38 protein-coding genes are annotated in these 22,781 nt (G+C 32.3%); 6 read left to right on the top strand and 32 right to left on the bottom strand.

Translation table 11 applies throughout. The annotated features are described in order from the left end of the window. Nucleotides 1-5 precede the first annotated feature (5 nt). Together EW028_RS20960 and EW028_RS20955 are read left to right on the top strand one after the other, a co-directional pair. On the top strand, nt 6-848 hold the full coding sequence (locus EW028_RS20960; RefSeq protein ID WP_131522237.1) for a hypothetical protein: 843 nt from the start codon (nt 6-8) through the stop codon (nt 846-848). 334 nt (nt 849-1,182) lie between these two features. Then, on the top strand, nt 1,183-1,554 hold the full coding sequence (locus tag EW028_RS20955; RefSeq protein WP_193767430.1) for a hypothetical protein: 372 nt from the start codon (nt 1,183-1,185) through the stop codon (nt 1,552-1,554). Between the two features lie 75 nt (nt 1,555-1,629). Here EW028_RS20955 and EW028_RS20950 read toward each other — a convergent pair whose 3' ends face one another. From EW028_RS20950 to EW028_RS20940, 3 genes are all read right to left on the bottom strand, one after another. Then, the gene (locus EW028_RS20950; RefSeq protein WP_131522235.1) at nt 1,630-2,448 is read right to left on the bottom strand and encodes a hypothetical protein; all 819 of its coding nucleotides are present in this window, start codon (nt 2,446-2,448) and stop codon (nt 1,630-1,632) included. Nucleotides 2,449-2,465: 17 nt separating this feature from the next. Next, the gene (locus tag EW028_RS20945; protein ID WP_131522234.1) at nt 2,466-3,674 is read right to left on the bottom strand and encodes a hypothetical protein; all 1,209 of its coding nucleotides are present in this window, start codon (nt 3,672-3,674) and stop codon (nt 2,466-2,468) included. Between the two features lie 245 nt (nt 3,675-3,919). Next, nucleotides 3,920-4,702, bottom strand: coding sequence for a helix-turn-helix domain-containing protein (locus tag EW028_RS20940; protein ID WP_193767429.1), 783 nt, complete (start codon nt 4,700-4,702; stop codon nt 3,920-3,922). A gap of 523 nt (nt 4,703-5,225) precedes the next feature. Here EW028_RS20940 and EW028_RS20935 point away from each other — a divergent pair. The 3 genes from EW028_RS20935 (at nt 5,226) to EW028_RS20925 (ending at nt 6,469) form a co-directional block, all read left to right on the top strand. Beyond that, entirely contained in the window at nt 5,226-5,423 is a 198-nt protein-coding gene (locus EW028_RS20935) for a hypothetical protein (RefSeq protein ID WP_131522232.1), read from the top strand. Then, nucleotides 5,424-5,657: a hypothetical protein gene (locus tag EW028_RS20930; RefSeq protein ID WP_131522231.1), complete on the top strand. Its 234-nt coding sequence runs from the start codon at nt 5,424-5,426 to the stop codon at nt 5,655-5,657. Between the two features lie 509 nt (nt 5,658-6,166). Further along, a complete protein-coding gene (locus EW028_RS20925; protein WP_131522230.1) occupies nt 6,167-6,469 on the top strand; it encodes a hypothetical protein in 303 nt (100 codons plus the stop codon). 410 nt (nt 6,470-6,879) lie between these two features. On the opposite strand, the gene EW028_RS25935 is transcribed toward EW028_RS20925, so the two are convergent. From EW028_RS25935 to EW028_RS20895, 8 genes are all read right to left on the bottom strand, one after another. Further along, complete coding sequence (locus tag EW028_RS25935) at nt 6,880-7,005, bottom strand: hypothetical protein (RefSeq protein WP_255501747.1); 126 nt, start codon at nt 7,003-7,005, stop codon at nt 6,880-6,882. Between the two features lie 22 nt (nt 7,006-7,027). After that, nucleotides 7,028-8,305 carry a G5 and 3D domain-containing protein gene (locus EW028_RS20920; protein WP_131522229.1) on the bottom strand — a complete coding sequence of 426 codons (1,278 nt, stop codon included), beginning with the start codon at nt 8,303-8,305 and terminating at the stop codon, nt 7,028-7,030. 129 nt (nt 8,306-8,434) lie between these two features. Beyond that, nucleotides 8,435-8,755 carry a YozE family protein gene (locus EW028_RS20915; RefSeq protein ID WP_131522228.1) on the bottom strand — a complete coding sequence of 107 codons (321 nt, stop codon included), beginning with the start codon at nt 8,753-8,755 and terminating at the stop codon, nt 8,435-8,437. 27 nt (nt 8,756-8,782) lie between these two features. Next, nucleotides 8,783-9,193 (bottom strand): hypothetical protein, encoded by a 411-nt coding sequence (locus EW028_RS20910; protein ID WP_131522227.1) that lies wholly within the window; start codon nt 9,191-9,193, stop codon nt 8,783-8,785. Between the two features lie 186 nt (nt 9,194-9,379). Beyond that, nucleotides 9,380-9,775 carry a hypothetical protein gene (locus EW028_RS20905; protein WP_227744996.1) on the bottom strand — a complete coding sequence of 132 codons (396 nt, stop codon included), beginning with the start codon at nt 9,773-9,775 and terminating at the stop codon, nt 9,380-9,382. 54 nt (nt 9,776-9,829) lie between these two features. Continuing rightward, nucleotides 9,830-9,985, bottom strand: coding sequence for a hypothetical protein (locus EW028_RS25400; RefSeq protein WP_193767428.1), 156 nt, complete (start codon nt 9,983-9,985; stop codon nt 9,830-9,832). 107 nt (nt 9,986-10,092) lie between these two features. After that, nucleotides 10,093-10,275, bottom strand: coding sequence for a hypothetical protein (locus tag EW028_RS20900; protein ID WP_131522226.1), 183 nt, complete (start codon nt 10,273-10,275; stop codon nt 10,093-10,095). 91 nt (nt 10,276-10,366) lie between these two features. Beyond that, nucleotides 10,367-10,666 (bottom strand): hypothetical protein, encoded by a 300-nt coding sequence (locus EW028_RS20895; RefSeq protein WP_131522225.1) that lies wholly within the window; start codon nt 10,664-10,666, stop codon nt 10,367-10,369. A gap of 128 nt (nt 10,667-10,794) precedes the next feature. Here EW028_RS20895 and EW028_RS20890 point away from each other — a divergent pair, with 128 nt between their 5' ends. Continuing rightward, nucleotides 10,795-10,995: a hypothetical protein gene (locus tag EW028_RS20890; protein WP_004225113.1), complete on the top strand. Its 201-nt coding sequence runs from the start codon at nt 10,795-10,797 to the stop codon at nt 10,993-10,995. A gap of 333 nt (nt 10,996-11,328) precedes the next feature. Here EW028_RS20890 and EW028_RS20885 read toward each other — a convergent pair whose 3' ends face one another. The 21 genes from EW028_RS20885 to EW028_RS20795 all read right to left on the bottom strand — a co-directional run bounded on the left by EW028_RS20885 (nt 11,329) and on the right by EW028_RS20795 (nt 22,650). Beyond that, complete coding sequence (locus EW028_RS20885; RefSeq protein WP_131522224.1) at nt 11,329-11,598, bottom strand: hypothetical protein; 270 nt, start codon at nt 11,596-11,598, stop codon at nt 11,329-11,331. A gap of 47 nt (nt 11,599-11,645) precedes the next feature. After that, on the bottom strand, nt 11,646-12,008 hold the full coding sequence (locus EW028_RS20880; protein WP_131522223.1) for a hypothetical protein: 363 nt from the start codon (nt 12,006-12,008) through the stop codon (nt 11,646-11,648). A gap of 51 nt (nt 12,009-12,059) precedes the next feature. Further along, complete coding sequence (locus tag EW028_RS20875; protein ID WP_131522222.1) at nt 12,060-12,419, bottom strand: hypothetical protein; 360 nt, start codon at nt 12,417-12,419, stop codon at nt 12,060-12,062. A gap of 31 nt (nt 12,420-12,450) precedes the next feature. After that, entirely contained in the window at nt 12,451-12,762 is a 312-nt protein-coding gene (locus EW028_RS20870) for a YopX family protein (RefSeq protein WP_131522221.1), read from the bottom strand. 95 nt (nt 12,763-12,857) lie between these two features. Further along, entirely contained in the window at nt 12,858-13,481 is a 624-nt protein-coding gene (locus EW028_RS20865) for a hypothetical protein (protein WP_131522220.1), read from the bottom strand. Nucleotides 13,482-13,512: 31 nt separating this feature from the next. Beyond that, nucleotides 13,513-13,734, bottom strand: coding sequence for a hypothetical protein (locus EW028_RS20860; RefSeq protein WP_131522219.1), 222 nt, complete (start codon nt 13,732-13,734; stop codon nt 13,513-13,515). Between the two features lie 85 nt (nt 13,735-13,819). Continuing rightward, nucleotides 13,820-14,200, bottom strand: coding sequence for a hypothetical protein (locus EW028_RS20855; protein WP_193767427.1), 381 nt, complete (start codon nt 14,198-14,200; stop codon nt 13,820-13,822). A 204-nt stretch (nt 14,201-14,404) separates the two neighbouring features. After that, complete coding sequence (locus tag EW028_RS20850) at nt 14,405-14,695, bottom strand: DUF2187 family protein (protein WP_227744995.1); 291 nt, start codon at nt 14,693-14,695, stop codon at nt 14,405-14,407. A 210-nt stretch (nt 14,696-14,905) separates the two neighbouring features. Then, nucleotides 14,906-15,895 (bottom strand): DNA-binding protein, encoded by a 990-nt coding sequence (locus EW028_RS20845; protein WP_227744994.1) that lies wholly within the window; start codon nt 15,893-15,895, stop codon nt 14,906-14,908. A 44-nt stretch (nt 15,896-15,939) separates the two neighbouring features. Then, nucleotides 15,940-16,362 (bottom strand): hypothetical protein, encoded by a 423-nt coding sequence (locus EW028_RS20840; RefSeq protein ID WP_131522216.1) that lies wholly within the window; start codon nt 16,360-16,362, stop codon nt 15,940-15,942. 53 nt (nt 16,363-16,415) lie between these two features. Continuing rightward, a complete protein-coding gene (locus EW028_RS20835; protein ID WP_131522215.1) occupies nt 16,416-16,736 on the bottom strand; it encodes a hypothetical protein in 321 nt (106 codons plus the stop codon). A 111-nt stretch (nt 16,737-16,847) separates the two neighbouring features. Continuing rightward, a complete protein-coding gene (locus tag EW028_RS20830) occupies nt 16,848-17,363 on the bottom strand; it encodes a hypothetical protein (RefSeq protein ID WP_131522214.1) in 516 nt (171 codons plus the stop codon). A 104-nt stretch (nt 17,364-17,467) separates the two neighbouring features. After that, nucleotides 17,468-17,695 (bottom strand): hypothetical protein, encoded by a 228-nt coding sequence (locus tag EW028_RS20825; RefSeq protein ID WP_131522213.1) that lies wholly within the window; start codon nt 17,693-17,695, stop codon nt 17,468-17,470. A 52-nt stretch (nt 17,696-17,747) separates the two neighbouring features. Beyond that, on the bottom strand, nt 17,748-17,909 hold the full coding sequence (locus tag EW028_RS25395; RefSeq protein WP_193767426.1) for a hypothetical protein: 162 nt from the start codon (nt 17,907-17,909) through the stop codon (nt 17,748-17,750). Between the two features lie 1,285 nt (nt 17,910-19,194). After that, nucleotides 19,195-19,839, bottom strand: coding sequence for a competence protein CoiA family protein (locus EW028_RS20820; protein ID WP_131522212.1), 645 nt, complete (start codon nt 19,837-19,839; stop codon nt 19,195-19,197). Between the two features lie 32 nt (nt 19,840-19,871). After that, nucleotides 19,872-20,528, bottom strand: a complete 657-nt coding sequence (locus tag EW028_RS20815; protein ID WP_131522211.1) for an EcsC family protein — start codon at nt 20,526-20,528, stop codon at nt 19,872-19,874. Between the two features lie 73 nt (nt 20,529-20,601). Next, nucleotides 20,602-20,814, bottom strand: a complete 213-nt coding sequence (locus EW028_RS20810) for a hypothetical protein (protein WP_131522210.1) — start codon at nt 20,812-20,814, stop codon at nt 20,602-20,604. A 198-nt stretch (nt 20,815-21,012) separates the two neighbouring features. Next, nucleotides 21,013-21,294, bottom strand: coding sequence for a transition state genes transcriptional regulator AbrB (locus tag EW028_RS20805; RefSeq protein WP_131522209.1), 282 nt, complete (start codon nt 21,292-21,294; stop codon nt 21,013-21,015). Between the two features lie 301 nt (nt 21,295-21,595). Beyond that, a complete protein-coding gene (locus EW028_RS25390; protein ID WP_193767425.1) occupies nt 21,596-21,745 on the bottom strand; it encodes a hypothetical protein in 150 nt (49 codons plus the stop codon). 16 nt (nt 21,746-21,761) lie between these two features. Then, entirely contained in the window at nt 21,762-22,016 is a 255-nt protein-coding gene (locus tag EW028_RS20800; RefSeq protein ID WP_131522208.1) for a hypothetical protein, read from the bottom strand. 115 nt (nt 22,017-22,131) lie between these two features. Further along, nucleotides 22,132-22,650 (bottom strand): hypothetical protein, encoded by a 519-nt coding sequence (locus tag EW028_RS20795; RefSeq protein WP_131522207.1) that lies wholly within the window; start codon nt 22,648-22,650, stop codon nt 22,132-22,134. Between the last annotated feature and the right edge of the window lie 131 nt (nt 22,651-22,781).

Genomic DNA, 22,781 nt, shown 5'->3' with positions numbered 1-22,781 from the left:
ATAAAATGCATTCTGCAATTCTTGCAAACGGAAAATTGATCACTGCTAAAGAATATGAAGCGGAGAGACATGGTGTAATCCTTCTTTGTATGGATCCTACATGTAAAGTACCAGTTCATTTTGTAAAAGGGGATGTATTAAATACCCCACATTTTAAAACAAGTGGTAAAGCCAATTCAATTCATAAGGAATCTTGTGGATTTGCAAAAAAGCTAACATTTGAGGACACCGTATCTAAGGTTAATGAATATCAAGAGGTATTAAGAGCTCAAGGGATCAGGGAATTTGTTGTTAAGTTGAATATGGATAAATTGGACCCAGATTATGTTGCCAAAGAAGTGAATCGCAGTAACAGCGAAAAAGAAGCTTCACCACCACCAGAAATCGATCAGAAATTACTTAAAGAAAAGCCTGAAACTCCTTCATCATTATCTTCGCTTAAAAGTATTAAAAAGCTGTATCAAAGTGTTAGTCCAGATCTACTGGCCAGTATTGTTATATCTATTAAAGGTAATCAAATACCAATATCAAAGCTAATATGCCATTATGATACCGCTCATCAACTATTTTGGAACGAACAGACATTAGAAGTCCCTTATTTTATATATGGAGTAGTTGAAAAAGTTGTTAGACGTGAAAAGGTTTGGTTTATCAGCCTAACTTCAGACAAATATTACTTTACACTAGTTATTTTCGAAAAGTACTTCAAACATTTTACTTATCGTGATGAAGAACTTCTAAATAAAGAAATCCTCGCTATGGGTTTTTTACGAAAAAATGAATATGTAAAAGAAAAGCCATCTACAGAAATGGTCATTAAATCAGATAAATATATTGAGTTTTTATAGGGAAGGAGGGGGAATTCAAGTGCCTTTAGTATTGATAAAAATATTACCTGGTAAGATTGTGATTCCTCTATATTTACGACAAGGAAAAATTACAGTTGAGTAATAGAATCCCTCAAAAGGTACTATTGCCAAGCTGGATATTTGAACAAGCTAAAGATGAAACCGAAAAGAATCTACTGGTTATGGATTATATGACTAGGTACCAAAATTATAGATTACTCGAAATTAAAGGGAGTTTCGCAATATGCGAGAAGATAGAAAGTTTGATATGAAAGAGTTTAATGAAACCAGATAAGGTAAAAGTAGCTGGGCGACTAAAAAAATCCGCTCAAAATTGAACCTATCAATTGCAGAATTTGGATATAGAATCGGTGATGTTAAAAAGTCTACAGTGAATTCTTGGTTACGTGGACTGGCAGTATCACCGAAAGATAAGGTACAGAAAATTGCTTTTATTGCAGGCACTACGACTAAATGGATTCTAGGGGGTGATGAGTATGATGCAGCCCATTGTAGTTGTTCTTCATCAGAAATAGGTACTTGTCTAAAATGTCTTATGGATAAAAAGGAAGGTATAACGCATTTATCTAATTTTATTAACAGTGATATAAGTATGACCTCTTATAGAAAACAACTAATTCTACAGACCATTGATTTAGAATTAGATGAAATCAACAGTGATATTAAGCAATTTAATAAAGGTTGAAAAAGAAGCTTCATTTGAAGGGAAATTAGGAAGGTAACGTTCATGATGAAAAAAGCGACTAACATTTAGCCGCTTCTAGTCACTATTAAGTGCTTTATTTATTTGTTCTTCAGTAAGATTACGAATAATCGATTTGTAGCCTGGTAGACCGTATTTCTGAGCGTAAGCGGTCCAATAAGTAACACCATTTCTAAAAGCATGAGAATGCTCCTGTAGGACGCGAATGTACTCTTCTTCGGTGCGATGCAATAAGTGGTTATATTTCAATAAAATCTCGCGATCGATACGAGCTTTCATCCATTGCATAGATGGCAAGGACTCGTTCGTTTTAGATTTATGGTCCTTTACATGTTGTTCCCAAACTTCATTGGTAGTGAAGAATGTTTTGTGCTCTTCTAGAATCTCAAGAAGTTTTTCATCCGTGTATACAACGGGATTCCCTGTCGCGTTGATAGGTAAATTCATAGCTTCACGAAATTGATTCCAACTACCAAAGTTACTAATGATTTTTTGAGGATTTGGCAGATGGTAATCGCTATGATTTCTACGAAATTCGTCATATTTTCGAACAGATACAACATTTTCTAAGAAGGGTTCCAGCTCATATTTAATGATGACCCTCTGATATTCCTTCTCTATATGTTTAGGTACTTCATCGGCTGTTACATTGTGCAAGGAGCAATAATTGTTAAGTAATTGGACCGAATACTCATAAACTTGTTCCCATTCATTAACCGAAAGGATATTCATAATGGTATCTGAGTAGGGTAAATTATGATGCTTCCTTCGTCCAAGCATCTGATCCCACTGGGTAGCTAGTAAGGTTTTATTAAAATAACGAATTAGAATTATATCTAATTCTTCTTTAGTAAGATTTCGATAGTGATAAGACACTTATTACACACTCCTGTTTATAAATTCTGTGCATTTGCTAGATAGTCAATTGCCCATTGGTTGTTACGAGCAGCAGCAGTCTTTACTTCCTGAAAAACATCTGCTCGGTATAAAGGAGCGAAGGCATCTACATAAGGTACTTTTTTTAGTTCTCGATAATAGGACGGTGTAGCAGATGTTTTAAAACGTTTCATCTCTTCTGGATAAGCAATAGGAATTGTGTAACTTAATACATGAGCTTTTAAACTCAAATTTTTCAATGAAGCCATATTCGCTGCTTGTTTAAATAAGTTTTCAATAGATTTACCCTTTAATATTTCGAACGTTTTGGCTTCTGAACAATTAAGGATAAAACCGCTTCCTTCATTAGTAACACTAATGTTAACGAAATTCGTTATCTTATTCCAGTTGATCGTTAATTTGGAAGCGGGTACATAAAAATTCGTTAGATTATCATTATTATTTTTAAAGGTTTCATAAAGTTCTCCATAATTATACGGAGTTCTTTGTGGGGAAGAATTCACTAAAATCTTAGACGCAAACGGTGGTATTGGATTTGGTGTTAATAAATACCAAGTTTTATTAGACTCTGAATATGCAAAAATAAAATCTTTCATGTCTTCTAATGAAGCAATTGCCCGATTTAAATGAGAAATGGCCTCTTGTTGAGAGATTACTGTTCTAGAAGCCGTAGGATCATTCTTTTGCTCTTGTGAGGTAAAGACATCTAAATATGATTCTTCAATGGATTTCGTATCAATTTTATTCTGTTCTTTATAAATCTCTGCTGTTGTAGGGCTAATTAATTTTAATTTTTTCATTAACTTTATGATTGGATAAAGCAGAAGTAAAATCGGTAACAAAATTAATGACACACCATATTGCAAAGGAGACGGACGGTTACTATTGTGATTACTTCCAAACAAATTCATTAGTGAAAGAATTATAAAAGTAGGGATAGCCACCATAGCTAAGAAAATGAAAATTAGGACCATTATTAAGCCTAAAACGTTAATTGTGGTAAGAATAGGTGACCCTGTGATCATGCCAATTCTATCTGCCAGAGAAACGATGCCAACTGACTCTAAAATTGGATAAAACCAATTGTTCCATTGCCAAATTATTAAGATAGTAACCAAAATACCAATTAGGCCAGCTAAGCCATTTTCTTTTTGCATTTCGTATTGGCGCTTAGTAGCGTATAACCAAAGTAATTCATTTAACATAGTATCACTCACTTTCAATAACGAGATATTTCTTTACTAATGTTATAAAATATGTAAGTTAATGATACTTCAACTATATACAATTGTCAATTTTTTCTTAAACCTTACTTATAGTCAATAAATAAGTAAAAATAAACGTAGCAAAAATATTCAAATAAGTAAGCACACCTCATAATTAATCAAATATCACGTGTAGTACATGCACAGACTGGCAAGGCAAAGTCAGGTCAGGTCATTTATCTAAATTAAAGAATATCAAAAGAAGATACAAGTGATTTGACCTGTTCTAATTCTTCTATGGAGAGATTTGCTAACATACTTGATATTTCATTTCTTAATTGGAGTTCATATATAAAGAGATCGTTAAAATTTTGCATGTTACTGACTTTTGAATTTTTATTATCTTGATTAGCTTGTACCATTATTTCGTTTTGTAGATGATTTATTTTATTTAAAATGTTACCCATATTGCTGTGCAATAACTTTAAATCTAAGAAAGCATTAACTAATTCAGTCCAGCTTGAGTTATCTTGGTTTTCGACATGTTTACTATGCTTAACACTGTCCTCAAAAGTGGCCAAATTACGAGATGGTGTAGTAGAAGAGGGCACATGAATTCGCTCTATATAAGCTGGCATAACAAAGTTCACATGATCTCTGCGATACTCAACTACTATAGATGGAGAAAGAATGTAACCAGGATATTCTCTACTTAAAGTAATAATGGTTTCAAAAAGGTCTTCCTCATCTTCAAAAAGAAAATTGAGACGATACGATTTCTTTCTAAATAATGCCTTAGCCCACTCTAATGTAATAAATCCTTTAAGTGTATTTCGTTGTAATAACTTATAGCATGCAATACAAACGTATTCTATTGGTGGAATTATCCTGCCACTCTCAATCCCAGTAAGGGTACCAAGGGGGATATTAAAAATATCAGCTGCAGCGACCTTTTGAGTAATCTTGATTTGTTTTCGAGCATTTTGTAATCTTTCTTTCATCGTTACTCCTTTAACAGGTAATGACATATAATCAGTCCTTTCGTATAGTTACAAGCATTTGAAATTTAGGGTGTTTAGTAATCTAAAATTTCTAATTCTTTACTAATTATTATACAGAATGAATAGATATAATCTATCACATCTGTATAAGTAGTTGTGGGTTAGCTGGAACTCATGAATGTATATTATCTCTAGTCAGAATTAGATTTGTAAATAGTTTCAATAGAACAATTAGAGGTTATAAGGAAAATTATACTTTTTATAGAGATGGATTACATTAAGAGAAGTATAAAGATGTATTTCTACCTAAAATCTAAAAATATCCTGTGATTGGAGTTGAGTAGATGTTTAGAAAGTTAATAAATTATTTAGTTGACTTGCAGAGAGGGGGTAGTTCAATGAATGAGGTCAATCAAATAGGAAAACTAAAAAGCGAGATAGTCTATGATGGAGATCTCATCTCATATTGTTGGTACGTCTTCTTTTCATAGAGGTATTTCAACAAGTGACAGTTCTGATAGTTCAGCAGCTTGTGAATAGGAGAATTAGTATGAAGAAACTAAAATTACTCGCTCTTATTAACGAAGAAAAGAATTTGAGAAATAGTATCGCTTTTCTTGAAAATGAGTATGGCTACGTAAATTATCAAATTAAATCTGAGTTATTAGACGAATTAGAGAGTTGTCAAAATCAAATTAAACAGTTAGAGAACACTAATCTAAATACAAATGAAAGGATGACAATATAAATGAGTTTATTATTTACAATACCAGTTAATTTAAGTGATATGGAGTTGACAGATGATCTTCTGCAGGAGTTTGAAAAAAATAAAAGTAAAGTTTTTCGGATAACTACAAAGCTGGCCACAGTTAGTGATTTACTTCCCCAAAGCGATATTGCTCACCTTAGCCCATTAACTAATGTGCTGGTTGTAGCTGATTATAATAAGGGATGCTTGAACATCGATATATTAGAAGACTAGAGAAAGAAGGTTGAATATGATTAAGTATTCTTACGATTTATTTACTATGATCTCTGAGTATTGTTCACCCATACCTAAATATAGTCGTTGTTCAATAATTTTACTGTTTATTTATAATAAAAAGAAAAAATATACTTCTGTTGAGGGATTAAAAGTGGATTATGAGGAAATGCATCTATACAATAATGTAGTAACTCCAGATTTACTATTAAACTTTACTGAAGCAATTAATTATCTTTTAAACAGGAATATTATCTACATATCTGAAAGTGGCCTAGAATTAAACGAGGAACAGTGCCTATTATTTTTATTAGACAATACTAACACTACTCAAATGCATCTGCTAAACTAATTCGCACCTTAACATGCAAAGTTGAGCTCTATGATTTATTTGAGTAGTGCTTTGGAATTTATATTAGGGAAGCAGCAATTCAAAGGTGCGATACAAATATATATGAAGGATAGGATAAATATAGAATTAATAAATATAAGTTTGAAAGGAGCGCCAAATGGAACGACATGTGATTCAGAAAAAATACGAGTTTTTAAGAATAATAGATAGACTAGAAGATGAGAACTTACTCATAGTAATAACCAGTATAAGAGATATTTCAGATGATTGGAAAACGGGTAATATTAATCTGTTATCACGTCATTCACATTCAAAAGAGTTTCAGTTAGATAATGTACCGAAAAATATACAAGGTTTAACTGAAGTAGCCCCAACACAGATAAGTCCTATAGAATTTCTAAAGCTCACAAAACTCTATAAAAATGATGTCGAGAGCTTTTTAATTTACAATCCAAAATAATGTAAAATTTCTGTTTCATCTCACTATTACAAGTATACTTGTAATAGTGAGATATTTTGTGTTATAATAGATAATTTTCCGGTATTTTAACAACTTCCTATAATATATGTTATGTAAACTAAATACAAATTTTACAAAAAATGTAAATATGAGATATTTTAAAACTAGAATCCATCATTTATACAAAGTTAGGGTATAAATGTGTTTTCTAGGTTCAGTAGAATTAAAAAATATCTTAAATGTTCAATTCCCCTTTTATAAGACTTCTAAACTTTTTTAGTTGCCTTTATTTTTTATTATACAGTATTGTTCTTCTTTTGAGAAGAAGGGGTCGTTCATTAGTTAACTATTTACTCCCTTTACACAAAAAACCGCCTAATAGACGGTCTAGGAATTATAAATTGAATGTATTAGCACATAACAACTACAACGTCTTTTCCTTCATTTTGTGCTTTTCTAATGATCTCTCTTTCCTCTTTGGCCAAAACATCTTCTTTACATGTTGGACAATACTTTTTTAATATTTCACCAAACAACTTACATCTACCTCCAATATTTTTAATTTATTACTTTTATACGTACTCTCTTAACTCCCCAATTTATTGCTTGAGTCTCACTTTGTACAAGTATATCAATTTTATTCCCCTTAATTGCTCCACCAGTATCCACAGCAATAGCTGTTCCATAGCCTTCAACCCAAACTTTTGAGCCTAGCTTAATAACAGAAGGATCCACCGCGATAGCTTTCATATCAGGGTTTAAGCGTAAATTAATACCAGTGGCTGATGTACCCGAACAACCCTTACAATAAGGGGTATAGGCAGTTGCAATTACGTAAAATTCACTCCCAATAGCGGGCTCTGTTGAATCATATGAAATAGTCGATTTACTATCCATACTATTTGGGTTAACTGTACTATCGCTAACTGTACTTTCCTTTTTGGCTGTAGTATCAGTACTATTCTTACTACGTACTATTTTTTTAGTACCTATTGCAACTACTTGATTCTTTGGTTCTTTACCTTTACTTTCAGATTTTAAATTTTTAGCTACAACTTTGCCATTCTCTTTTATGCTTTCATACGTTTTAATTATTAAACCTTTCTGGCCTTCTGTTACTACTGTTTCTTTTCCTTCTTCCAATGAAGCATCCTGCTCTTTAATAATTTCAAAATTTAAAGAGTTTTCCACTACATCGATAACCTTTTCTACGCGAACTACTACAATTTTACTCTGAGGAGTAATAGCATCCTCCAGGTTATTTTTAATACGATCAAATTCATTTAACTGTATTCCGTTTTCTTTTAAAAAGTTAGCAACCGTAGTCGAAGTGGACCATACTTTTCTTTTATTTACGTCATCGACAAGAGTAACTTGAAATGCTTTTTGAATAGATATTTCGTTTTCTGCTCCTAGTTCAGTATCTAGTTCTTGTGATAAAGAATCATGCTCAGATACCTCTATATTTGCTTCTTTTAAAATGTCTTTCACTTTTGTTTCAGTTGTCCAAACTTTTGATTGATTTCCATCAACTGAAATAGTTACTTTTTTCGCCTGCTTCCACGAAATAGCCATGTCATTAACAATGGGGGTGCTTGGAGAAGGTGATATTTTGTCATGCGCTGCCACATCTATATTTTGTTCTTGTAATAATTGTTCTACGGTTTTAGCATGTGTTGATACTTCAATTGTTTCTCTGTTCATTTCCAACATTATGGACTTTTTTGTACTTAGATAATATACAACTGAAAATACAGATACAAACAGGACAAGTGAAATAATGCATATTATCACTGTTTGCTTATTACACCATGATCTTAAGAATAATTGTTTCATTAATTCCTCCTACCTCATAGAGCTCAACTTTGCAAGTTTATATTAGTTGCTACGCCCTTCTTGTGATATAATTCATTACTGACAAACCGTAAAAGGGTTACCAATTCTTAAGCAGTACTGTAGTTAGCACTACTGTTTTATCAATTCCTCATGTTCTAATGCTTCTTTATGTGCCAAATCCAATGCCAGCTCCTTTGCTCTCTTGTACTTTTGCCATATTAATTCAAATCCATTTACTATATCCTCTCTATAATTATCAGAGATATAATTTTTTAATTCTAAGTAATGGCAGCATGTACTGGGAAATTTTTTATCTCGACACATTTGGTTTGCAAAGTGGTACATCATGTCACAGTTTCGTGCATGGAAATAATCACCCCTATGTTCTTTTCTAATATGGTCATGCCTAAAAGTAATAGCAAATTCGTAAAATGACATCCAGTTTATCATTATTGATCCCCTTTCACTTACTCCTACTTATTTAGTATTAAGCTCTAATATTTCTTTGTCTAAATCAATTCCTAAAGCTTTTGCACGTATTTCTAATTCTTTACGTTCAATTTCTACTGCTAACCTCTCGTAATATTCACTGATTTCAAGCTTTTTCTGTTTTTCTTCATGCGAAGCTTTTAACTCCGCTTCATCTTTTTCCCATTTTTCTTCTACCTGCTTATAACAATTAATACATAGTGGGTACCTTGCTAAAGGTCCATGAGAAAACCTCCTATAAGTAATCTTTTCATAATGTTTTCTTGATACAATCAGGTATTTGGATTTAATTAGGTGTTCCAAAATCTGTTTACCCAGTGGTATTTCATTGACATCCTTAGTTGCTATTTCACCACAGCACAAACATGAGGGATGAATTAATTTCTTAAACCATTTCATTATAAATGCTCCTTTTGTAATTTTTACCAATGTTCTTATAAAAATCCTAAATAAATAGGTAGAGAAAAGTAACATCTGAATTTCCCTACCATGGTTTATCATCAATAACTTGGAACTTTACCAAAGTTAACGATTATCGATATGAATAACAGTTTGTTAAGAAGTTACCTACAACATCTCTTTTCTTCATTTTGTTTTCGTGTAATTGATCATCTCAAATAAATGATGCCATTCTTCATTGATGTAAACTTCAAAATCAGTTGTTTGAACAAAATCAAATAGTAACTCCAACAAACCTCTCCCTATAACACCTAAATCTTTTTCTTGCCTTGTATATACCTCTAATATTTCCCCATTTTCATATTGTGTATTGTCATACTCCCAGTTTGTAACTTCAATAATGTAGTACTTTTTATCTTCAATGCTCTCAAAAACTAATAATGGACGCCCATATTCATTAGTTTTTTCTAAGAATACGAGCTCTTTTGAGATATTAGTACTTTCTTCATTACAACCTACCAACAATAGTGTACAAAATAATATAGAGAAGAAAATTATTTTTCCCCTGTTAAGTGTCTTCATAGGCCCTCCATTTTCCAAGTTAAATTTTCTGGATGACTTGCCATAAACTTAGATTTAGTTCTCTTGAACAATAATGAAAAAATCTTTATTTCTACATGCAATATTTCCGTTATCCAATTCGACTTCATAAACAGAATCATGTTCAAAAATAACTGTATATTCTTTATCTTCTGTTAATCCAAATCCATTTATAAGAGATTTTACAATCAATTTTTAACACCTCCTAGTTGCGCACTAAATCTGTTGTACAAAAAAATGTAGTCCACCATGTCGTTCATGTCGTATATTCAGAAGGTCTAAGATTCACAATTCTAATTTCATATTTTTCTTATTTTAAAGCGAATTGAACGGGCTATTAGAAACAAAAAGAATACACCAATTAAAATTGAAATAATGGGAAATTCTTTAGCTAAGATAGTAGTAGTTTTAAACATAACACCCATTGTTATAGGCGTATTGGGTGCTTCAAAATGTACAACATTAAATAAAATTTTCTCCATATACAACGTTAATCTCCTATTGATTTAACAGTAGTTTGCTCAAGTCTATCTGCGTGAGTGGGGTCTTGTTCGTAAAAAAATACTACCCAATTTAATCAACTACATGTATGCGTACTTCGGTATTAAGCCATTTTTCTAATTTATTATGCCGAACTTCATCCTCACATATATTTAGTAATTCAATAGTATTAAGTCTATCCCTTTCAGATAATAAATTTTCTAAAGCATTTCTAGTTTCATAATTCGTAATACCCAACTGCTCATTTAATGCTTTAACAATGTTAGGGATCATTCCCTTATCAAATAAATCAAATATTTCTTTTTCTGCTTCTTCTTTAGTTAGATTATAATTTAAAGCAGTGTTTAATCTTTCTAATAAATAATTATCCATTTTAATTAATCTCCTTTTTCTTCTAGTGTGTAATATCCTCATATTGTGCAGTTGTTTGTTGTATTCGTGTGAAATATATCAGGTTTTTTATGCTATAATTTACATACATTACATAAAGAGGTGATATTATGGAAAATAATAAATTAGTTTGTAAGACTTGTGGTAAGGATTCCTTTATAAGCGGTCAAGTTGGTGGTAATAGTAGTTCGGGTAATATAAGACCGATTGGTTCAAAAATGGCTTTTGGTTCACCAATTCTTATGACTTTTTGCAAAAACTGCGGAGAGATTGCATCACTCAAAGTTGCTAATCCTAAAAAATTCATATAAAACTTCTGTTTAGGGTCATTTCCAACCTAGTGACCCTTTTTCGTTTCTTTCTTTTCAACTAATCTCTGCTACGGTTTTATCAATCTTTTCTGGCAATTTCTTCTTTACTTACATAGTCAATACTCCGTTGAACGTAACAATGTTCACTTTTGAATTATTCATTTCTATGACGAACAATTTCAATTGCTTCGTTCAGTAATTCATCATCCATCGCTGGCAAATGCATCTTTTGAATATAAATTGACTAATACTACCGTAATTAAGAATTTAACCTTTTTTCTTGCTGCACAAATTCTTTCGATTAATACCCATACCCAAAATTGAAGTAATAGTTTAATCAATGAATTTCGTAATCACATAACTATGAGTAACTAAGTCACCGAGTGGTGTAATGATACCTCTAAGTTCATCTCCGTAATCCAACACGGACATCTCAACCCCATCCCTATTTCGATTATGAATTAATTCTCCAACACTTTTAAATGAGCTATTTTGATGATATTGAGAATCTAATACACTTCCATCTGCATTTAACATTTCAACCTTAACTGTACAAATTTCATCTAGTCTTTCGTCATTTGATGTTAAAAATATAGCGAACATTTTCATCCACCCTTCTAAACAAAATCTTTCGATTAACTAAATACTTATTACAATTCCTGTCCTAAAATTTCAATCATCATTTGTCCATCTGGCATAGGTTTTACTTCAACGATACTCATCACTTTAAACTTTAGCTTTCTACCACCTATCATCGTTATTGACTCCATCGTGCTGTATAAAGTAACTGGTTTATCAGTGATTAATGTATACGCTTCATAAGTTGCACCCTCACAAATCAGATCTTCATGAAGAGCCTCTTGTACTTCTAATAATCCATCCAATAAATAAGCATCGTTGATTTCGGGTTCTCTTGGTTGATTGTTTTCAATCGCTTCTTCCAATTCTCTTGAATAATCCTCAAGCATACCAACTAATGAATCAGTGATTTTTAAGGTTTTTTCGTGTTCCAAATTAATTCCTCCTACTGTATAAAATCTTTCGAATACCGTATTGCAATTAATTTACTCGATTGCTATTTCTCTAATCCTTTTTAATTTCTCAGCATTTTTATCTGCTAATGAATCAATATCTAGTGAGCAACTTCCCTGCTTGTAATTACCGTAATTCTGCATACCTATGCGGTTATTATCATCATTTACAAACGAAATTCCGTTAAATATCGCCCACTCGAATTCCAAACGGTCATAAAGATCACCAAACAGCGCTTCCCAACGTTCTTTGAAAAATAGTTGCATTGTATTCTCAATATCCTCTGCACATCCTACTTCCACTGACACTTCATCTTCACTGTGCTCATTGTTAATAGTGAACATAAGATGTGCTTTAATATTTGTTAGCTCAATTACGTTTTCTACAGCCATTCATATCCCTCCTGGTACTGATCAATATCTTTCAATCAAAAATAGTGCCAATTATCCTTGATCTGAAATGCACGTTACCGATAAAATTTTCATCTCCAGCCATAAAAGCACCCATGTGCATACTTACATCTTCATTCCAACCATCGTCCGAATCTACATCATCGAATATACGAATAATGTGACCGTCATAAATCTCTTTACCGTTCATATCTTTATAGCCACTATATTGCAAGAGCTTAAATTGATTTTCTTTTGCATGTTCAACTAACTCGCCAAAACCCATTTCAAATGCCACACCATTGAATGTAATCTGTTTGTTTTTTGAAGTCAATCTATTCCACATCAACAATCTTTCCAGCACTTAAATGTGATTCATCAATAATTTTTGCGCGAAACTTTATATTATCCATGCTCTCACTCCTTGCTGCACAATATCTTTCAGTCATTCTTAAATTTAAAATGAGTTTTTCGTTTGATGATTTTTCTTTCACACCATGATTCATTCCATGTGGCTCGCAATGTAGCAGCTAATGATGGTTTGGGATTCGAATAATGTGTATCTACATGTTGTAAGATTTCTTCAATAGTTACCCAATCACGATCACGCATAAAAGCTTTTACAGCGTCTATTGTGATTGAATACTCTGTTGGCCCATCACCTGACTTTACACCACCAATCATAATTTTATTGTGTGGCAATACATCCTCACGAATATTTCTCCAATGAATATCATGTTCGGCACTTGGTATCTCAATAGAGGCGCTATCACTATCTATATAAATCAAACCAATACCATAATCATTTAAAATTGTTCGAGCAAAACGATTAGGTATTTCGCTTTTTGGTTTAGGTATAGCTATATAAACATACTTTGCTCTGCCGATTCCTTGGTGAGCTTGTTCTATGACTTTGAAATTCATATTTTTTTTCATTTCAACGATGAACTCGCTGTCTGGTGCAACTCCTACCACATCGTAGTTGCATACTTCTCCATAAACATCTTTACAACCTTGATTTAAGAGTAACTTCTTTACAGGCGTAAATAATTCAGATTCTTTCACTTTGCTCCCTCCTGGTTCAGAACAATATGTTTCACTGGTTCATTAAATTCACTGTAGCATTTCCTATACTAAGAACAGCAACATATAGCGTAATAACAATGACACATAATGTAATCACAGGGACATAAGTCCTTTTATAGCGTTTACGCTTAACTTCTTCTTTCGTTGATTTCAAACTAAAAATTAATAAAAGCAAGGTGGTTGTAAAAACAATTCCTGTAATACTTAGAATTACAAAATCAATAATTCCCATATTAAATACTCCTTCCCATTTTTTAATTAATAATCCTTTTCTATAATCACTTTTACGATCGAATTTACCTTACTTCCAAAACTAACTAGTGTTCTGTATACGATCTTAAATCTGAAATCTTGTAGATGGATACGATGCTCTTGCTGTATTTAAGTATTCTGACCGCTTCTAAAAAGTGGAAAACAGTACGAATACGACTAACTGCCAGTTTCGTTTCTTCGCTTATTTCGGATATATGAATAGGAATTGTCATGGATCGATCCAGGCGCCCTGAGAGGAAGCCTAACAAGATGATTGCATGATCTACAAGTAACTTCTTTTTGGACTTTGTATAGGGTAAATTGAGGCTAACTAAATGTACTGCCTTTATTCGTCTTAATAAAAACTCTTCTTTTTTTGTGGGAGAAAGCAAATTATTTAAACTGTGACATTGTAATATTCCTCTATCTTCTTGTACTGGCGGCATCAACAACTGACGATTCATTATGTTCATTCCTCTCTTTAATAATTGAAAATACTGGATCCTAAAGCAAAGAGCCTCCATAAAAGAAGAAAGGTGCTGATAAATGCAATTAATCTTAGTAAGAAGGATCTTATAACAGAGACAATTTTCCAAGTTAGAATAATTGCAAAAACAAGTGCGAGTATTGGTAGAACATCTGAAAGATTATTAACCACGTAATTCACCTCCTGATGCTGGTCTAAGGTTATCTGAAGGAATCACTTCGTAATTCTTATGGTTAACTAAAGTTAGTGGGGATTCTAAATGAAGTTTAGCTGCATCTTCATCACTGATGGAAACAATTACAGTATTCTCACGGTATGATTCGACTTGGCCACAGATATTAATACCATTCCTTGAAAATCTAACTGTATTACCTACAGCAACATGCCCTTTTTTACCTTTCTTTGGTGAGCATTTTATTTGTTGCATATCCCATGAATTCGCAAGATTTATCATATCTTTTCTCTCCTTTTATGAACAAAAAAACCCCTTCACTCACACGAAATAGACCACAATATTATTGCAGTTTCGTGTAGATGAAGGGGTGTTCCCATTCAAGATTAAATTTGGAAAATATAGTACTTTATATGGGTATTATATCAACATGATTCACAGTGTTCAATCATATTTTACTAACAACATAAAATAAGGAATTATGCCCGTAAATTACTGATGTTGCTTATTTAAATAATCCTCAATGATTTTTTGTCCCAGCTTACTTTCGGTTTTGTTTTGTTTTTTTGCTAGTTCAGATAATTGTTCATAATATTCTTGTCCTAACAGTACAACCACACGTTTATCAAAACAAATTACTTGTAACTCATGATTTATCAATTGCATTTCACCATTTAGAGTAAAGCTATTTAATTCTAATAGCTTTTGGATATGTTGTTTGAGGTCTTCAGTTACTTTCCAATTAGCCATCTTTATGCGGCCATTAATACTGTCATCTGTCAATAGTAACTGTGCGTTTTCAATACCGAAAACGTTGTAAATTGCATCCACATATGAATAAGCATCCTCATTATTTTTAGGTATAGAAAAGTTTACATGAAGAGTGGATCTGACAGTCGGCTTATGGATATCATAAAGTGGAATTGCCTCCGAAAAATTCTCAAAATCAATAAAACCTGTCTCTGTATAGAAGCCCCAACGACGACCTTCAATCATAACACGGTAGGTTCTTCCACCTTCAATAACAAAAGGCTGCAATAATGCAATGTTGAATTTACTATTATAGTAGTTTTTTTTATTTCTGAAATGAGAAAAACTATTATCTAATATAAGCTTGTCCAGTTTTTGTCTAAGTTCAGGTGATATTAGGTATGTTTGACGTAATCCATGAAAACCCTTTGGTATTTCTAAGCCATTATCAGCTATGATTTTCTTCAATGACTCAGGACTAACTTTCTTTTCTTTTGCATAAGCATTCAAACTAATTTGATCACGTGTATCCGTCATTTGGTCCTTTAAAGAAAAGACACTTTCTGAAGTAAACAAACGTTGACCATTAATAGCATATTTTAAGTTAGGTTGTTCAATTTCTTTAAGAAGTCCTTTTTCAATGTACTTGTAAACCGTAATTTCAGCGACGCTCAAAGTCTTGGCTATTTCTTTAATAGTTAGCCCTTCTTCAAATTCTTTATTGTTGTGCATCACATTTCATTCCTTTCAAAATTAAACGAACTATAAGACCCGTATTAGGTCTTATAGTGGAAGAAGTTCTTTATATACCGCTCCAGTTGTTTATCTAAATAGAACACCTGAGCAGGCTTATAGCGGCTCGTAAAATACTGATTTATATAGGCTTCAGTTACATGTTTCGACTTATAGTGGATATAGTCGCTGCTTTCGTTATTCCAGATAGTCATAGATACACACATGTCTAGTGTGGCCACTTCCACTACCATCCATGTTTCATTTATATTACGAACACATACTTGTAACTGATCTATATTTGCTCCAGCTCCTCGCAATAATGGTAACACATGATTGTTCAATAATATATCTTCAGATTGACGGATTACTTTGTTCTCCGTGTCCATTTTATTACAGAGCGCTGGTTGAAGAAATGGTAGTTCGTCATCAAACAGTTCTAGTTCAATTTGTTCAAGGACTTCCATAAACACAACTCCCTAACTATGGTTATATGTTTAAAAGTATATTTATAATAGTATCATTTGTGAGTTTTACCTATTGATTCTGTGACGGTGAATTTTACACCAGTAGTATTTCCTACTTTTTTAGCAGCCTTTTCAACAGCATTTACACGTCCCCAGGCTTTCAGTGTTAATTTGATTGCTTCTCCTGTAGGTGTAGTTGCGACTACTATGAATGTTCGATAATGTATTACATCCAGTATAGAACTATGCTCTAACTGTATCGATATGTACATTAATAATAGTAATAGGAAAAAGCTGATAATAGTAATAATAATTGATTTGGTTGGGCCCAAAAATTCAACAATCGATACTATATATAGAATAAAGTCATCCATAGAAATCTCCTTTTAATTTCAATATAAAATTCAAGATTTTCCTGAGTCTGTAACAATAAATGTATTCTTTAGAAACCATTAAGGGCAAAAATTTGAGTAAACAAAATTCTATTAAAATAAACTAAGCTGAGTAAATTCTTGCTTTTTTGTATGTACTAATATCTTTTTTTTAGATTCATAAGATACTGGCACCAAATCGTTCTCTTCTGCTCTGATTTTTTTAGCAGCTGAAGGCTCCTCTCTATATCGTTCGATAAGTTCGAAATATTCGCTTTTTTTGTATGAACCTATTGGTGCACAATCTGGTTGAGTTTTAAAAAATACGTCATAATAACCGTTTGCATTTGATTCACTAACAATATACTCTTCACCAACGATATAAAACTTAGAGGGTGGCATTACAACACGTGCTAAAAATTTTTTAGGAGACTCTGCTTCATTCCTAAAATCTATTATTTTTTGTTCGTCAATGATTTGAAAACGACTTTTTTGATATGTTCCAAAATGCGATTCAGGGTGTGGAAAAAGACTAGCTTCAACCGCATGGCTGCCATGGGGAAACAAATAATATTCCTTTCCATTGATAAGGTTAGATTTTTCAGGAGCCTGTATACATATTCCTCGCACGCTACTTCACCTTCGTTCTTAAGGTATAATTTTTTACTATGATTTCTTTGCAAAGCAAGTACTTACGCATTCCTCTAACAACAATTCAACATACTATTATTCGCTCATTCATTTGTATAATTGTATTTCACTGCTATTTCTATTAATTCTTCATCCAGTTTGCCTTCAAACGGCAATACCGTTGAACTTGAGAGATAAACATAAGCATTACGAGTAAGATCAACGACTTTTACAAGGTTATCGGCACTTACAGCATCTTCAAGCGCCAAGTAGACTTTAAATGGGCCTACGCTATGTCTATTTATATATAATTCGTCTTTGCGAATAAACAATTTAGCACCTCCTAAATACAAAAATTTTTGTCCTTATTATAAATTTCTTGTATTAAGATTTCTTTAACGTTTCAATAGCGAAAAGTAAGGCTTCACTGTAGCCTTGATACCATTCAGCTTGTCTAATAAGCTTTTTCTGTTCATTTTCAATGTATTTTTCTCCAGAATAAACTTGTCTTTCTTCCAAAATTTTTAACACTTTTTCTTTATCCATTCAATATCACCTTCCGTTACTAGTACATAATCTTTCAATTACTGTTTACTACATTCTTAGTCCCCCATCATTTCTTTTTCGGAAGATACCATATAAACAACGGCAATAATATGATTGCACCGATAATTGAGATCCCAAAGAAATAGATTACTACTTCCAGTGAATTTATTTTATTTGAAAAAGTTGCTGGATCTAAATTCATTTTCCACCATCCTTACTATACTTTTCCTTATATTGTGCAGTAACTACTTTTTGTTTAAAATATCTTGCAATTTCTCTTTTTCAATGTTGACTATGCAACAAATCGCTGATTACAAAGCCTCTCGAAATTGAGTCCCTTTTCTTGCACAATTTCTTTCGATTAAACCTCATATAAAGCTAATGGTATACAGTAATTACATAGTTTGCATTACCTTCTTATTACAATTTATGTAGCATTTTGATTAATGCAAATAATTCCTCTTGATTATAATTATACCATATTTATCTATATAATTATTTAAAATATTTTATTTATAATCAATAATATAATTCACATTAAAAAAGAGAGATTCAATTCTCTCATCAAATTACACACACCAGTATTTAAGGACTATTTTTTTTTGAAAATACAGAGGTTTCATGTTATAATTCTTTATGAAACAGTATATAAAATAAATAAGACCATTCGGCGTTCCAGCGCCAAATGGTCATTGTAACAAGACGAATCGCTTCAAAGGCGATCGGCTAAGAGAAAAAGTAAACTGCTCAAAGCATGCGAGGCTGTCGGCGGTTTACTTTTTTTGTGTAAAAGTAAATGACAATGCAAGTACCGATACAATCAGCGTGGACATGCTAATTGCTATCATCATACCTTCATAAACTGTCATGGCATCAACTCCTTTCTCTTCATAAAATCTGAAGGAGAATAGGTGTAATTTTTGCCAAACCGCCCATGAAACCTCTATCTAGTTACCTTTTAATTATACCATAATTTAGCTAGATTTTATTTACTTTACCCTTAAAAATAGTCAAAAGAGTTTAAATATTTCTTGCTTTTTTAATGTTAATTTACAATTCTAATTCTGCAAATCGGTAAAGGTGCTGCTATTAACATATTGTGTCTATATAGAATATTTTCTACCAATTATATGAGTCTCTGTTTTCTGTTCATACTTATTTTCAGTATATCTTGAAGAATAGAGGACAAGGTTAACATTAGTTGTTTGTCTCCGTGAAAAACATTTGATTCAAGGTAATTTAAAAAGCATCGCGACAATCGGAATGCTCAGTTTGTTCATCATAGCTATTTATAGAATGATTGAAAATTTATCCATGCATAATGTTTTCCAGTATCACTTGTATCATAGTCTAACTCTATTCTTTCTATATCCAATTTTGTTACTCTCCATATATGTGTGATTTTCTTTTGTAAGAAAAGATTATCACCATACATTTTTTTATCAAAGATATACCAAACTTCTTCACTTCTACCTTCAATTTTAGGAAAAATTCCAAAGTTAACGATTAATACATATGGTAAAGTATTTGTATTTAATCCTTTGTAATACCAAATTTTATTCTCTTTAGCTTTCTCTAACATGGCTGAGAACTCTTTAAATTGTAATCTGTTTTTAAGAATCTTTTTACATTTTGAATACAAATGCCAGATATTTATTTTAGTCCAATTAATTAGTTGATTACCATTGGTAGTATCCAAGGTAGTTGGTGTAAGCAATGCATACTTAGAATGATTCTCTATAATGCTTGGACAATTTGTACCTTGTGTTGAATGGAAAAAATGTGTTTTCATTACTGTTGACCCTGCAGCCCTAATTTCTGTTACTTCACCACACACGGGACAGTAAGGGGTAACATTAGTTAAATTTCTTTCCCAATAGTCGATTGTGTAAACGATGCTGTCGCATATATTTAGTGCTTTAAAACTCATCATATCCCTCCTAATTTATGTACTGCCTCATACTAAATGTTTAAAATAATTCTGTTCTCCTTATCATATCCACCTTCAATAAATGACTTTTTGGCAGCCTTTCCAATAATGTAGGTAGCTGATGAGTCAAATGTGGCTCCTACTACCCCACCTATTAGTGGTACCATTTTACCTAAGTTCACAACGCCTTTTTCTCCGAACTTTGTCACTAACCTGAATCCTACCTTTTGATTAATTTGTTTGATCACTTCACCTGGTATTCTCTTAATTTGTGCTTCTCCCATTTTCGCGGCCATTAGCATACCTGTCTGTTTTACTACATCTGAAGCGGATTTACCTGTTAAGCAAGCATAAACAAAGGTTTGTACTTGATCATCCTTTAAGTCATATCCTCTTATGTGTGCAATCGCAGCGATCATTCGCATTTGCATATACATAACAGAGGCAAGGTTGACAGGTAATGTAATTGGAAGGATTACAATGCCACCTAAACCAGCAGCAAATCCATTTGCCCCTACTTTACTTTGTTGATAGCGTATTAAACTATCGATTGCCTTATCTTTAGTCGGATGTTTTGACAAGTAGCTGTCAGCAAGCTCGTAAACTGAATCTGAGCCTGGCACACCTTGTAAAACCTTATCATATGTCCAATCTAGGACCTTTTGGATATTCTCTACGTTTTGCCCCATTTTAATCTGCCTCCATTAAATTTAACATTTGTAAATCTATTCTAGCAGAACCAGAAAAATTAGTATATTTGATTCAATATTTAGCTTGTTCAATGTCTTTTTGAGGTAGGTTTATTGTAATCAGGCCTATATCAAGTAGATAATTCAAACTAGATAAAATATTTTTACTGATTACCATTGCTGTCATCTCATAGGCCCATGTGGATTCTAGTAGGATTATTATGGCAAGCATCACTGATGTACTCGCCTTTAAATAAATAATAGTTATCAATAACAGTTGTCTCATCTTTTATATCTCTCCTTAATGTTTGAATGTCTGAGACATTATAGAGTCCAAAAATTGATATTCTAATAGTAAAATAGACCCCTTTTGATTATTGATAAATTTTCGTAAGGAGAGGTACTTCGTTCTCTTTAATAAAAAAAGCAGCATACTCTGTGTATGCTGCCACTTTCGGTTCCTCAGATAATCTATCTGTAGTAGTTACTCTTTTATTAATTTTAATTGAATTTCCTTAATCAATTGTTCAGCACCTTGTTCACTTAAAATTAGTTTTCCGTCTAAAATTCTTAAGTTATCGTTTGATACCTCACCTGTAATTGCACAAGTCATATTTGGTTCATATTTTTTTAGTATGATTTTATCTTCGTCAACGAAAATTTCTATCGGATCTTTCTCCTTGATACCTAGAGTTTTACGTAACTCAATTGGAAGTACTACGCGACCTAACTCATCCACTTTTCTTACAATACCTGTTGATTTCATAATTATTTCTCCCTTGTAGTTTATTTGCACTTACACATACCGTAACTGTTTATTTAGATTGTGAGCATATTTATTCTTCTTACTCAGGCTATAAACTATATGTACACAACTATTATGTCATATTAATAATATAGTATAGCATCTAGTTATACACCTCCTGATTTTGTTACTGTAGTTATCTCCGTTTCCGCAAAATTTCTTTCATTTGTCCTCGTTTCCCGTATAACTCACATATTCAATATCATTTACTTCTTGGTTACTTGTCCATCTAACCGAACCTTGATTTCTAATGCCCATCTACTTAGTTCGTGTCATTCATTTCATGTAAAACAAATTCTGGATCAAAAATTGTCATTTGTATTTTTAAAAATTCAAGATATGCCGCTTCCTCATGTGTTTTCTTTTTAAATAACGGTCCCATGCCATCTACAATAGACTGTTGCGATTTCAACTGTTTTCCACATCTTTTACAGCGGTTCATATATTCGAGAGTATATTCCTTCTATTAAATAAGGGACGTTATTATCTTTAAGTCTAATAATTAATGTATGCAGTTCATTTTCACAGCGATAGTAGTGAATAATTGTATTTTTATGCCGACCATTTTCTTTTCGTTCATATATATCACCCTCAAAGAAAATGGTGGCTGCAGGTATATACTTTTTATATAAATCTGAGAAGGTTAAATACACATTCTCAGATTTAATCGGCGTTGTATGCATGTGGGTTCTCCTTTTGAATCAAAATATCCTATATATAATTATGTCTCAAAATGACAGGTCAACGGCACCGCTATTATTAGTTACTTCCTATTAAATAGGTGTTATATTTAAACACCTAATCTTTATCAATAATTTTTATCCATTTCCCATCTTCTCGGATATACAAGCTTTGACTATTCTTAAATTGATATATTGTCAGCTTGCAAAACAATTTTTTGGACTTGCTACTGTCTGTTGATACGTAGAGGGTGTAAATAGAATAAAAATCTGATGGTAACTCATCTATTTGACTGTATTTTTCGTATACGATTGGAACATAGTTTAACAATGCTTGAGTAGCATGGTTATTAAAATACATTTGTTGCGTGATTGAGAGCGGTTTACCAGTAGGGTTCTTTACAGAGAACAACTTTGTCATTCCACAAGATAACTCCATATAAGTAAGTTTGCCATTGAGGATACTTTCATCTTTCGTATAGGAATGTAAATGACGTTTTATATTAATTAAGTTAGTCAATCCATGTTTCTTCTGAAGGAACGGAAAATGAAAATGGTTATTTAATTCCCCTTCTTCTAACTCTTCCAACTTTCTTAATTCTTTCTTCGCCTGTTTGATTTTTTGTCGTAACTTCATGTAAATCCCTCCCCTAAAAAATTAATTCAAAAAAGATTAATCAAATAAAAAATCTCCTCCCTCTATAAATGTTGATATATCAACGGTCTGACCCGTTTTTAAAGTGATGAAAATATTTTTTCACCGCATAG

This window comes from Lysinibacillus sp. OL1, assembly GCF_004332175.1.
In the GTDB taxonomy this organism is placed as follows: Bacteria; Bacillota; Bacilli; order Bacillales_A; family Planococcaceae; genus Lysinibacillus; species Lysinibacillus capsici.
Note: the sequence above shows the minus strand (reverse complement) of the source record. Positions and strands in the feature narration are given on the sequence as shown.

Coding starts and splice junctions, on each gene's coding strand:
- EW028_RS20885 (WP_131522224.1), bottom strand. CDS start 11,598: ATGTTCGCTATATTTTTAACATCAAATGACGAAAGACTAGATGAAATT.
- EW028_RS20915 (WP_131522228.1), bottom strand. CDS start 8,755: ATGATAAACTGGATGTCATTTTACGAATTTGCTATTACTTTTAGGCAT.
- EW028_RS20840 (WP_131522216.1), bottom strand. CDS start 16,362: ATGGAAGTCCTTGAACAAATTGAACTAGAACTGTTTGATGACGAACTA.
- EW028_RS20800 (WP_131522208.1), bottom strand. CDS start 22,016: ATGCATACAACGCCGATTAAATCTGAGAATGTGTATTTAACCTTCTCA.
- EW028_RS20900 (WP_131522226.1), bottom strand. CDS start 10,275: ATGGAGAAAATTTTATTTAATGTTGTACATTTTGAAGCACCCAATACG.
- EW028_RS20845 (WP_227744994.1), bottom strand. CDS start 15,895: ATGCACAACAATAAAGAATTTGAAGAAGGGCTAACTATTAAAGAAATA.
- EW028_RS20870 (WP_131522221.1), bottom strand. CDS start 12,762: ATGTGGAATAGATTGACTTCAAAAAACAAACAGATTACATTCAATGGT.
- EW028_RS20940 (WP_193767429.1), bottom strand. CDS start 4,702: ATGTCATTACCTGTTAAAGGAGTAACGATGAAAGAAAGATTACAAAAT.
- EW028_RS20850 (WP_227744995.1), bottom strand. CDS start 14,695: ATGATAAATCTTGCGAATTCATGGGATATGCAACAAATAAAATGCTCA.
- EW028_RS20810 (WP_131522210.1), bottom strand. CDS start 20,814: ATGAGACAACTGTTATTGATAACTATTATTTATTTAAAGGCGAGTACA.
- EW028_RS20820 (WP_131522212.1), bottom strand. CDS start 19,839: ATGAGTTTTAAAGCACTAAATATATGCGACAGCATCGTTTACACAATC.
- EW028_RS20815 (WP_131522211.1), bottom strand. CDS start 20,528: ATGGGGCAAAACGTAGAGAATATCCAAAAGGTCCTAGATTGGACATAT.
- EW028_RS20855 (WP_193767427.1), bottom strand. CDS start 14,200: ATGCCGCCAGTACAAGAAGATAGAGGAATATTACAATGTCACAGTTTA.
- EW028_RS20895 (WP_131522225.1), bottom strand. CDS start 10,666: ATGGATAATTATTTATTAGAAAGATTAAACACTGCTTTAAATTATAAT.
- EW028_RS20795 (WP_131522207.1), bottom strand. CDS start 22,650: ATGAAGTTACGACAAAAAATCAAACAGGCGAAGAAAGAATTAAGAAAG.
- EW028_RS20835 (WP_131522215.1), bottom strand. CDS start 16,736: ATGGATGACTTTATTCTATATATAGTATCGATTGTTGAATTTTTGGGC.
- EW028_RS20930 (WP_131522231.1), top strand. CDS start 5,424: ATGAGTTTATTATTTACAATACCAGTTAATTTAAGTGATATGGAGTTG.
- EW028_RS20860 (WP_131522219.1), bottom strand. CDS start 13,734: ATGGGAATTATTGATTTTGTAATTCTAAGTATTACAGGAATTGTTTTT.
- EW028_RS20910 (WP_131522227.1), bottom strand. CDS start 9,193: ATGAAATGGTTTAAGAAATTAATTCATCCCTCATGTTTGTGCTGTGGT.
- EW028_RS20875 (WP_131522222.1), bottom strand. CDS start 12,419: ATGGCTGTAGAAAACGTAATTGAGCTAACAAATATTAAAGCACATCTT.
- EW028_RS20805 (WP_131522209.1), bottom strand. CDS start 21,294: ATGAAATCAACAGGTATTGTAAGAAAAGTGGATGAGTTAGGTCGCGTA.
- EW028_RS20920 (WP_131522229.1), bottom strand. CDS start 8,305: ATGAAACAATTATTCTTAAGATCATGGTGTAATAAGCAAACAGTGATA.
- EW028_RS20925 (WP_131522230.1), top strand. CDS start 6,167: ATGGAACGACATGTGATTCAGAAAAAATACGAGTTTTTAAGAATAATA.
- EW028_RS25395 (WP_193767426.1), bottom strand. CDS start 17,909: ATGGATAAAGAAAAAGTGTTAAAAATTTTGGAAGAAAGACAAGTTTAT.
- EW028_RS20945 (WP_131522234.1), bottom strand. CDS start 3,674: ATGTTAAATGAATTACTTTGGTTATACGCTACTAAGCGCCAATACGAA.
- EW028_RS20890 (WP_004225113.1), top strand. CDS start 10,795: ATGGAAAATAATAAATTAGTTTGTAAGACTTGTGGTAAGGATTCCTTT.
- EW028_RS20935 (WP_131522232.1), top strand. CDS start 5,226: ATGAAGAAACTAAAATTACTCGCTCTTATTAACGAAGAAAAGAATTTG.
- EW028_RS20905 (WP_227744996.1), bottom strand. CDS start 9,775: ATGAAGACACTTAACAGGGGAAAAATAATTTTCTTCTCTATATTATTT.
- EW028_RS20960 (WP_131522237.1), top strand. CDS start 6: ATGCATTCTGCAATTCTTGCAAACGGAAAATTGATCACTGCTAAAGAA.